Origin of the sequence: Flavobacterium sp. UBA7663 (genome assembly GCF_002483315.1) — a bacterium.
Taxonomy (GTDB): domain Bacteria; phylum Bacteroidota; class Bacteroidia; order Flavobacteriales; family Flavobacteriaceae; genus Flavobacterium.
On sequence record NZ_DLHR01000015.1, the window covers coordinates 263,071 to 274,145 of the forward strand.

An 11,075-nucleotide genomic window follows, 5' to 3' on the forward strand; every position below is an offset into this window, starting at 1 on the left:
TTACGCTAATAAGTGATATATTTTTTGAATTTCGTTTGTGGTATCCCCCTTGTGTAATCTCAAATTTGAAGAATACTGATTCCTTACTTCTTGATTCAATAGCAATTCTTTTATTGCTAATGCAATTTCTTGAGCGTCAAAGTTACAAATTGTAGCAGTAATATTCGGTTGAAATTGATCTAATACTGTAGAAAACGAAGTAACCACGATTGGTTTCTCTAAAATTTTTGCTTCATCAAGTGCAATAGACCTTCCTTCAAACTCAGATAAATGTGCTATAACTTTTGTTGCTTTCACATACGGATACGGATTTACTTTCAACCCTAAAAGTACAATTTCATTTTCAATTCCGTATTGCTTTATGATGGCTTGATAATCTAGATCTTGACTATTTTCACCGATAAAATACCACTTAAAAACAAAACCCTCACTTTTTAAAATACGGGCTACTTCAAAAGCAAGCGGAGTGCCTTTTTTCTTGGACAAATGTCCAATTGTTACTATGGAATTTTCATCTAATGCTACCGAAAATGCTTCAGACAAACTATTAATGAGTTGGGGTGAAGAAATATTTTCAAACAATTCAATTTTATCTTGAGCTTGAGGAAAATACTTTTGTAACGAAGCCACACAAGTAGGTGATATAGTAAAAATTTTATCAATTTTAGGGTAATATTTCTTGTCCATAGCATAATAATAATCCCATTGGGTATAATCGCTATGAAAAAAACTCACTTTCTTTTTTGCTTTCACAAAATCAACCAAATAGTACAATTGATGTTGTCCATTAAAATCAACCGCTAAATCGAACTCTTCTTGTATTCTGAAAATCATTCGAGATAAAACCCAACCTGCCATTCCTTTATTAACTTTCATCAATAAAGCTACAAGAATTCTCATGAAAAAAGAGAAAAAATAGCCGTTTTTCAACAATAACTTTAAATTTTCAGGAAAGGCGGAAAAAATATACTGTGTTTTTTTGTCTTTGATTACCGAAATTGTATTGGGAATCAATTCCATAAAAACACCTGTTGGATTGGTTATAAAAACACTTACATCATATCGATTGGTGTCTATAACATTTAATAGCGAGCTCATACTTTTAGATACGCCGCCACTTTCCATGTTGCTGATGATGAATAGTACTTTTTTCTTATTCATTATCAATACAATTTTCAAGTGCAACAATTGACTTTTGGGTATCAAAAATCAAACTTCGTTCTAAAGCTAATTTTTGGTATTTCTCTAATTTAGAACTATCATTAATTAAAGATTGTAAAGCTTCAAACAAAGCAGTTACAGTATGGTCACAAATAATTCCATATTCTCCGTTAGCTAATAATTCCATCGGACCTACCGTAGCTGTACTTACAATCGCTTTGCCCAAACAAAGTGCTTCGGCAACTACTAAAGAAAACCCTTCGGTTTCAGACGAAATTACCACAATATCACTTTCATTCATTAAAGCATAAGGCGATTTTACAAAACCCTTCAAAGAAATGCAATCTGCAACATCATTTTCTGTTATTTGATGTTCCAATTGACCTAGCAAACTTCCCTCACCTATAATCTGAATTTGAAAAGAACAAGAATGTTCCTTAAGCAATTTTGCAACATCAATTAATCGATCAAAACGCTTTTGCACTTCTAATCGGCCAACAGCAATGATATTAATTTTATCTTCTTGCCTTTCAGGTGTTATTTCATTCAAATGACTCAAAATATTTTTTTTATCTATGATATTATAGATCACTTCTTTTTTGTTTGAAATAGCATACAACCTTTCAAATTGCTTTTTCGATTCCTCAGAAACAAAAATAATTGTATTCATTTTTTGATACAAAGCTTGTTCTGAAGCAGCATCTTTAAAACAACTTAAAGAATAATGGTCGTGAAATAAATCCGTATGAACCCATGAAAGATGTTTAGGTGCTTTGGATAAAAAATAGCTGTGAAACTTCAACGGAATTCCTTCCATAAACGAAATAACAACATCGAATTTTTGATTCTTAAAATGCTTTTCTACACGTTTTTTCTGAAAATAGTTCCAACCCAAAAACTTAGATAACCAATGTTCTAAACGGTAAGGAAAAAGAGCGAATTTAGCATATAAAAAACCCAAAGAAACTTCTTTAGGTACATCTTTGAGATAAACACCTTCATTAATGACTAGACAAAGTGTAACTTCATACTTTGAGTAATTTAAATTACGCAAATAATCGATGAGAACTTTTTCTGCTCCACCGCCATTTAATGCGCTCATAAGAATTACAATTCGTTTCTTTTTCATTTTAGTATTCGATAGCTTTTGTAAAACAATACAATTCCAGAATAACATTTAAAGGTAATCAAAAACTTCAGTAAAAAATGAACCGAATTTGTTTTTAAAGCCGACTGACAAAATTCATAAATATCTGAATTTAAAATTTGTCGAACGCTTCGATATTGCTCCTTTAAAGTCATACCACTATCGGAATGATGTGTATTATTTAAGTTATTTAAAATTTGAAAAAGAAAAAAACGTTTGACATAATCTTCCCTATTTTTGAAATCAGGATACGATTTTAGCTGGTCATAAATAATGGGTAATGCTGCAAACAATTGTTTGTGATACTTTATACTTGACGAAGTGGGATGTTCGATATAATAATAGTGAAAACTTGGAACGATAATTATACTTTCTACCTGTTTGAAATAATCCAAATTAAACAACAAATCTTCTTGATAGGTAATCGAAGCATGAAAACGGATTTGATATTGGTGTAATAATTCCAAATCATACAGCTTACAACAAGGCGAACTTAAATTTTCATACTCAAAAAGGGTTAGGATTTCGTTCTTGTTAATTTGGGACTTTTGCAATGCTATCAATCGAGAAAAACCACTATTCTTTGTTGTAACTCCTTTTTTAACATGATACAAACCACAAATTGAAAGTAGTTTTTGGTTATCATTAGGTAAAGCCAAAACCAAATCAGACACCTTTGTTGAAGTAATGTAATCATCGGCATCTAAAAACATTATTTTAGTTCCCGAAGCTTTTTCAATACCTAAATTTCGGGCAACACTAACTCCCGAATTTTCTTGATAAAAATACTGAACTCTGTTATCAAGTGCTGCAAAAGATTGACTTATGGCAGCTGTTGAATCGGTAGAACCGTCATCAATTAAAATGACTTCAAAATGAGAATACGTTTGGGACAATACACTTTCAATGCATCGAGTAAGATACTGACCCACATTGTAACACGGTATGACGATAGAAATTTTCACTTGCGATTTAACCAATTATTTTGAGATAAAGGTAAGCATTTCAGGAGAAGTTAGAATCGCAAGTTCTTTTTCGCGTTCTAAATTGTAATCTCCATTTTCTTCATCGGTAAAACCAGGATGACACATGATTTCAATGTTTCTTCCTTTATTCTTTTGTAGAATTTGAATTAAATTTTGCGAAGTTGCCTCACTAGCAAAAAAATCTGCTGAAAAATGAGAAGTATAATACTTTGCTTGCTTTGTATCAAGATAAAACTTGAGCACTTTTAAAGGATTAATAACCGTATTATTTATCTTTCGTAATGGCAATTGATATCGATTGGAAAATGAGATAAAAACCTTTCTAAACTTTGAAGTAGCATGAATGTGATGATGGGTATCCATATGATTAATTAAAATACCTGTCGCTAATGCTTTCTCTATTTGAGCTTCAATTTCATCGCGAACTTCCTTCATATCAATATGTTCCAAAGTATGTAAGTTTCGAATAAAAGAACCTTTTTCATCTACAATAGTGTTATGATTTTTTAATAAAGGCTTGCCTTCTGTTAAATTAATATGGATTCCAATGTTTGCAAGTTGGTTCACTTGAATTAACTGAATAGTTTCATCAAAATACGGAGTAGTAACTATCCAACTAGAACTATTTACCACGCCATGAAGATATGCCTTGAGTATGCCTTGATTAATTCCTCTAGACCAACCTAAATCATCTGCATTAATTATTATTCTTGACATAGTTAGCAATTATTTTATTCATTTTATAGGCATTGAAACCAAAACAAGTGGTTAAAAACTTAAACTTAGCTTTTTGGATTCCTCTTCTGCTACTTCCATTCGCAGATAAAGAATAAATTAATTTTATCTTATCATTTCTTTTGGAAATTTGCTTAAGTAAAATTGGATACAAGCCCAATCCTCTATGAGATTCATTTGTTCTGAAATCATATAAAAACTCGATTTTATGAGGCAAATTAAGTTTTAAATCTAATTCCCCAACCAAGTGATTTGTTGCATAATTAATCCAACCGCTACTTACTATTACATTTGTACTTGTTGTTAAACAACAATAAAAATGTCCTTGCTCGAATCTTGATTTAAAAAGGTTTTTATCAACATCTTTAGCCTCTAGTTTATCTAATTCTTCAAAATTTTCTATTTGAAGAAACAAATAATTGTGAGGTTGATTTTCACAATTGCTTATAGATGTATCCCAAACGTAAAAATACATACCTCTTAAAAGATAGTCGATTTTTCCTTTAAATAATTGCAATAAGCGTAACATCAAATAGTAATATTAAAAATGGGATGTATGGTTCCTCCTAAATCAAATTTATACTTTTCATCTCCAACGGTTAAATCAAAATAAGCTAAGTCGGCATTCTTAGCAGCTTGTATAAAAGCACTAATTAATAGCAAACCAGGCGAATAAAACTTAAATTTGTCATTAATTACAACGCGATTTACAACCATTGAAGTGTTGTTCTTAAAACCAAAAAAATAGGCCGCTATTTCGTTATCGATTTGCAACTTTACTAAAGTATAATTTTGCGTGAATAAGGCTTTTGTTTCAAACAAATCCTTTGGGCGTTGAAACAAATAATCAAGTGTTTGATAGCATTTAGATTTCCAATGTAGGACTTGCTTTTTTGAAGTATTTCTTCGAAAATATAAATCGCGAAGTTTTAAAAATTCCTTACAATTGAAACTTAAGGCATCAGTTGTAATGATCTTGATATTTTTATTATCTCTATCCAAACGATTGTAGGCAGTTCTAATATTTTGTCTCACGCTTTTAGATAGGGAATCTATATACATATCTTTATCTTCCGGAATAGCAATTCCCACACAAGACACCTCATTAACCAAAGCATTTTGAAATTTTGTTTTGATTGCATGTACTAATGTTTCATCCTTAATGTGATTTAAAAAGATTTTTTCTGCTTTAAAATCATGTTTTAACAATGAAAATGTTTGTAAAACCAATTCATTATCAAAAGTCTCGGTAGAAAGAAATTCATAATAATCAGATGGACCCAAGAGATGCGAAAAGTGAACAGATTTTTTAACTTTATTAAAGAAAAAAAAACCTATCATAAACACATTAGGATTAGCCGCACAGTTAACTTTATAATAATGCAAACTAAAAATTCGCTTAGTTAAATGGGTAGCACAAAAAAACTCTAAAACTACTTTATGCCAATTTAAACTCGCAAAATAAGATAATGACGAACTAGCCGAATAAATCTCTTCCCATTCCTTTTCAATGGAAGTAAAAGAGTCATAATAGTCAATCTGTAAAGTTTTATTATTCATGACTTTTAAATACCCTGCAAATTGGTTAGTGACTTGAAATAAATCGAATTTGATTTTAGTTCATCAAACGTTCCGTATTCAATAATTTCACCTTTCTTTACTATAAAAATAGTATCTACATTCTTAATAGTTGATAATCGGTGTGCAATGGTAATCATGGTAATAGTCCCTTTTAACCGTATTAAGCTATCTTTCAATTCGTTTTCAGTTTCTGAATCTAATGCTGAGGTAGCTTCATCCAAGATTAATAATTCTACATCTCTAAAAAGTTCACGAGCAATTGAAATTCGTTGTCTTTGTCCACCACTAATAGAGAGCCCAAATTGACCAATTTTAGTATCTAAACCATTAGGCAACTCGTCTATAAATTGTGACAATGATGTTTGTTTGATTACTTTTTGAAATTTCTCTAAGTTTTTAATGTTTTTTTCCGACCAAAAGGTAATATTTTCAAAAATGGTTCCTTCAAAAATCACGGGTTCTTGAGAAATATATCCGATTTTATTTCTAACCTCTTGTATTGATAACGTTTCAATATCTTGGTTATTGATAGTGTATTTTCCTTGTGTAAGATGATACAAACCACAAATCACATTCACCAACGTTGTTTTTCCACTACCACTTTCACCAACGAACGCAACGGATTGATACTTATTCAATGAAAATTGAATGTTTTTCAAAATTGACTTTTCGCCAATTTGTAAACCCGCATTTTCAAATTTCAAATTTTCAAAAGTTGCTATTTTAGTAGTTCCTTGAAATTGCTCCTTATTTGTTTCAATTTCTTTTTCAAAATTTTGAACATTCTCAATTGAACCATATTTGCTCAAATAGACATTATAACTTGATTGCATTACCATTAAATTTCCCATGGCACGATAAAAAAGTAACAAAACTACCATTACACTAGCAATAGAAACATTCAAAAACTTTACTTGAACCAAAATAACAGAACATATAAGAACAACTAACAAAGGTTCTCTCGATGCCATCAGTAAGGATTCCATTTTACCAATTTTTTTATGGGTAAAATAAATCTCCTCAATTTTATCAACTATTTTTCTTTGAAATTCTTTAATTCTGTTTGTAGCTCTTAAATACTTGTAACTGGTTAAATTTTGATTAATCAAACCCGCATTTTGATCAGAAAGTGAAGTGTAAATTTTAGAGAAACCTTTTGTTTTGTTCTGCAATATTTTGAATAGATAGTGAAAAAGAATTCCAACAATTCCAATTAACAAAGTAAACTCCCAATTAATAAAAAAAGCGACCATTAAATAGGCTATAACAATGATGAAATTATTAAAACTCTCAAAGTAAAATTTGAATGCATCAGAGAGTACATTCAAATCATTAATTAAAATGTTTTGAATTTTCCCAACATTTGTATTTGTGAAATGAATGAAGTTTAAAGAATTAAAACCAGAAACGAGACGTTCTCTTGTATCCTTAACAAATTGAAGTTTTAAATTAATTTGGAATAAAAAAGACAGATAATTAAAAAGCCCTTTAACAATAAAAAAAACAATAATTAAACCAATTATAGATGTAAAGCTAATTTGAAGATGAACAACATCAAAAAACCAATGCATAAATCGACTTAAATTATCTGTATCCGATGTCTCATTATCCAAATTAGTGTATTTGAACAATGAAAAAAACAATGATAACCCAAGACTATCTGCTAAAACCGTTACAAAATTTAAAAAGAGAAAAAAAGAGAGCTTAAACCCTACTTTTTTATAGAAATAATAGAAGGATTCAAACTTACTTGCAAGTATGGTTTTTAATTTGTTCAAAGCTATTATAATCTTCCATCAGCATTATTACCTAAAATACCTTTAACATCATAAACAATTCCATTCTCTTTTAGCAAATGAGCAATATTTAAAGATAAAAACTCTTTATGCGCTACCCCTAAAACAACTGCATCATATTTAACTGTCGTATCCAATGCAGTATGACAAGTTAAACCATATTCATGTTTTACCTCATCTGAATTTGCCCAAGGATCATAAATCGTAACTTTTGTACTGTATTCTTCCAATGATTTTACAACATCAACTATTTTGGTATTGCGAACATCAGGACAATTTTCTTTAAAAGTGAATCCTAACATTAAAATAGTTGCACCATTCACTTTTATATTTTTTCGAATTAAAGTCTTCACCACTTGCGAAGCTACGTACTCGCCCATACTATCGTTCACACGACGACCTGCTAAAATAATTTCAGGATGATAGCCTACTTCTAAAGCTTTTTGAGCTAAATAATAGGGATCAACACCTATACAATGACCTCCAACCAAACCGGGTTTGAAAGGTAAAAAGTTCCACTTAGTTCCTGCCGCAGTTAAAACATCATGCGTATTAATTCCTAATAAATTAAAAATCTTAGCCAATTCATTTACAAAAGCAATATTAATATCACGTTGCGAATTTTCTATTACTTTAGCCGCTTCTGCAACTTTAATTGTAGGCGCCAAATGCGTTCCTGCAGTAATAACGCTGTTGTATAAAGCATCTACTTTTTTACCAATTTCTGGTGTGGAACCAGCAGTAACTTTTAATATTTTTTCAACCGTATGCTCTTTATCTCCTGGATTAATTCGTTCTGGAGAATAACCCGCAAAGAAGTCTTCGTTAAACTTTAATCCAGATATTTTTTCTAAAACGGGCACACACTCTTCTTCAGTTACCCCTGGATAAACGGTAGATTCATAGATTACAATATCGCCTTTTTTTAGCACTTTAGCAACTGTTTCACTAGCTTTATATAAAGGTGTTAAATCGGGCTTATTATGTTTATCTACTGGTGTTGGAACAGTAACTACATAATAATTGCAATCAGCAATATCGGCTAATTGATTAGAACAATATAACCCTTTTTCATGAGAAGATTTAGCTACTAAAACTGATTTTAGCAAATTCTCTTCTATTTCTAATGTTACATCAATTCCATGATTTAATTCAGAAATACGTTGTTGATTAATATCAAATCCTACGACTGAATATTTGGTAGCAAAAAGTCGTGCCAAAGGCAAGCCTACATATCCTAAACCTATTATTGCAATTTTTACACTCATTATCTTGACCCAATTCCTTGGTAAATAAATCCTATTTTTTCTAACTCTTCTTTATTCAATATGTTTCTTCCATCAAAAACAAAGGCTGGTTTTAACATATTGTCATATATTTTTTGCCAATCATATGCTTTAAACTCGTCCCATTCTGTTAAAACAGCAATTGCATGTGCATTATTACAAGCATCATAAGCGTTAATTGCGACTTGAACACCTTTTGCGTTTTCTGCTTCTGTACGAGATTCTAAATAATTCAAATCAAACTGAATTTGTTCTTCTCCAACTTTAGGATCATATACAACTACAGTTGCTTGTTCACTTAACAAATCGTCTGCCACATAAATAGCAGCTGATTCACGTGTGTCATTAGTGTCTTTTTTGAAAGCCCAACCTAGAAATGCTATTTTCTTTCCAGAAACGGTGTTGTATAAGGTTTTGATTATATTTTTAGCAAAACGACGTTTTTGATGATCGTTCATAATGATTACTTGCTCCCAATAATCTGCCACTTCGTTTAATCCATAAGATTTAGCTATGTAAACTAGATTCAAAATATCCTTCTGAAAACAAGAACCTCCAAAACCAACAGATGCTTTTAAGAATTTAGGACCAATTCTACTATCCATTCCAATAGCTTTTGCAACCTCATTTACATCAGCACCTGTTTTTTCACACAATTCGCTCAAGGCGTTAATAGAAGAAACGCGTTGTGCTAAAAAGGCATTAGCCGTTAATTTTGATAATTCTGAAGACCAAACATTGGTCGTTAAAATTTGATTTTTTGGAACCCAATTTGCATAGACATCAACCAATTGTTGAATTGCTTCTTGACCTTCAGTAGTTGTATCGCCACCGATTAAAACTCTGTCAGGAGCCAATAAATCTTCTACAGCCGTTCCTTCTGCTAAAAATTCTGGGTTGGATAAAATTTGAAACTGTACTCCGTTTCCTGTATTATCTAAAATATCTTTAATAGCACTTGCAGTTCTTACCGGCAAAGTTGATTTTTCAACTACAATTTTATCGTTTTTTGCTACTCGAGCAATTTGTCGAGCACATAATTCGATATATTTCAAATCGGCTGCCATTCCTTTACCCACACCATAGGTTTTGGTTGGTGTATTTACAGAAATAAAAATCATTTGTGCTTCGTCTATAGCTTTGTCAACTTCTGTTGAAAAAAATAAATTTCTCCCACGAGCTTCTGCCACAACATCACTTAATCCTGGCTCATATATAGGAATATTATTTACGTCTGCATCATTCCAAGCAGCTATTCTCTTTTCGTTTAAGTCGACCACGGTAACTTTTATATGTGGACATTTTTGTGCTATAATAGCCATAGTAGGCCCTCCAACATATCCCGCACCGATACAACAAATATTTGTAATCATTGTATAAAATTTATTTTTTTAAATTATTCCAATACCAATTTACCGCTTCTTTCAAACCATCTCTCATGGAGAACTTTGGTTGGTAATTTAGTAGTTTTTTTGCTTTTTCAATACTTGCTAATGAGTGTGGAATATCTCCTACTCTATTTTCTCCATAAATAATGGGAACATTTGCGATTTCATTATCGAATTCTGATAAAAAATCTTTCAACGAATTTACTAATTCATTTAAAGTGGTTCTTTCTCCAAAAGCAGTATTATAAACTGTATTGATTGCCTCTTTATTTTTGGTCAACATTGCCAACTCATTCATTTGTATCACGTTATCTATGTAAGTGAAATCGCGAGAAAAATTTCCATCGCCATTAATTACTGGACTTTCATGATTTAGAAATTGGGCTACAAATTTAGGAATTACTGCGGCATAAGCACCATTTGGGTCTTGATTTCTTCCAAAAACATTGAAATATCGCAATCCAATAGTTTCTATTCCATAGGTTTTACTAAATACATCAGCATATAACTCGTTTACATATTTAGTAACAGCATAAGGTGAAAGCGGTTTTCCAATGACTTCTTCAATTTTAGGTAGCTTTTCAGAATCGCCGTAAGTGGAAGAACTGGCTGCGTAAATAAATCGTTTTACTTTAGCATTTCTTGACGCAGTTAGCATATTCAAAAATCCAGAAACATTTACTTCATTTGTAGTAATCGGATCATTAATTGAACGGGGAACACTTCCTAGAGCCGCCTGATGCAATACAAAATCAATTCCCGAAACAGCTTTTTCACAAGTTTCAAAATTTCTAATATCACCTTCAATTAAGGTGAAATTTGGATTGGAAAGAAATAATTCAATATTATGATGATGTCCGGTTGAAAAATTATCCAAACAAACCACTTCGTTATGTTCTAAAAAATAGGCACACAAATTAGAACCGATAAAACCTGCGCCACCTGTAATAAGTATTTTTTTATTTGAAATTTTTGTCATGTAGTTTGCCTAAACA

At 31.2% G+C, this 11,075-nt stretch carries 10 protein-coding genes; all 10 read right to left on the bottom strand.

The window, feature by feature from the left end; genetic code table 11:
- From B2741_RS05770 to B2741_RS05815, 10 genes are read right to left on the bottom strand one after another with little or no spacing between them, the layout of a single operon-like run.
- Complete coding sequence (locus B2741_RS05770; RefSeq protein WP_291136268.1) at nucleotides 1-1,161, bottom strand: glycosyltransferase; 1,161 nt, start codon at nucleotides 1,159-1,161, stop codon at nucleotides 1-3.
- Nucleotides 1,154-2,290, bottom strand: coding sequence for a glycosyltransferase (locus tag B2741_RS05775; RefSeq protein WP_291136270.1), 1,137 nt, complete (start codon nucleotides 2,288-2,290; stop codon nucleotides 1,154-1,156). Before B2741_RS05775 ends, B2741_RS05770 begins: the two co-directional genes overlap by 8 nt.
- On the bottom strand, nucleotides 2,287-3,273 hold the full coding sequence (locus tag B2741_RS05780) for a glycosyltransferase family 2 protein (protein WP_291136272.1): 987 nt from the start codon (nucleotides 3,271-3,273) through the stop codon (nucleotides 2,287-2,289). Before B2741_RS05780 ends, B2741_RS05775 begins: the two co-directional genes overlap by 4 nt.
- 15 nt (nucleotides 3,274-3,288) lie before the next feature.
- On the bottom strand, nucleotides 3,289-4,011 hold the full coding sequence (locus tag B2741_RS05785; protein ID WP_291136274.1) for a ChbG/HpnK family deacetylase: 723 nt from the start codon (nucleotides 4,009-4,011) through the stop codon (nucleotides 3,289-3,291).
- A complete protein-coding gene (locus B2741_RS05790; protein ID WP_291136276.1) occupies nucleotides 3,992-4,558 on the bottom strand; it encodes a hypothetical protein in 567 nt (188 codons plus the stop codon). The genes B2741_RS05785 and B2741_RS05790 overlap by 20 nt, the downstream gene beginning before the upstream one ends.
- The gene (locus tag B2741_RS05795) at nucleotides 4,558-5,589 is read right to left on the bottom strand and encodes a GNAT family N-acetyltransferase (protein WP_291136278.1); all 1,032 of its coding nucleotides are present in this window, start codon (nucleotides 5,587-5,589) and stop codon (nucleotides 4,558-4,560) included. Before B2741_RS05795 ends, B2741_RS05790 begins: the two co-directional genes overlap by 1 nt.
- Before the next feature lie 5 nt (nucleotides 5,590-5,594).
- Nucleotides 5,595-7,388: an ABC transporter ATP-binding protein gene (locus B2741_RS05800; RefSeq protein ID WP_291136280.1), complete on the bottom strand. Its 1,794-nt coding sequence runs from the start codon at nucleotides 7,386-7,388 to the stop codon at nucleotides 5,595-5,597.
- A gap of 5 nt (nucleotides 7,389-7,393) precedes the next feature.
- Nucleotides 7,394-8,674 (bottom strand): nucleotide sugar dehydrogenase, encoded by a 1,281-nt coding sequence (locus B2741_RS05805; protein WP_291136282.1) that lies wholly within the window; start codon nucleotides 8,672-8,674, stop codon nucleotides 7,394-7,396.
- The gene (locus tag B2741_RS05810; protein WP_291136284.1) at nucleotides 8,674-10,065 is read right to left on the bottom strand and encodes a UDP-glucose 6-dehydrogenase; all 1,392 of its coding nucleotides are present in this window, start codon (nucleotides 10,063-10,065) and stop codon (nucleotides 8,674-8,676) included. Before B2741_RS05810 ends, B2741_RS05805 begins: the two co-directional genes overlap by 1 nt.
- A 10-nt stretch (nucleotides 10,066-10,075) precedes the next feature.
- Nucleotides 10,076-11,059: an SDR family oxidoreductase gene (locus B2741_RS05815; RefSeq protein WP_291136286.1), complete on the bottom strand. Its 984-nt coding sequence runs from the start codon at nucleotides 11,057-11,059 to the stop codon at nucleotides 10,076-10,078.
- Nucleotides 11,060-11,075 lie beyond the last annotated feature (16 nt).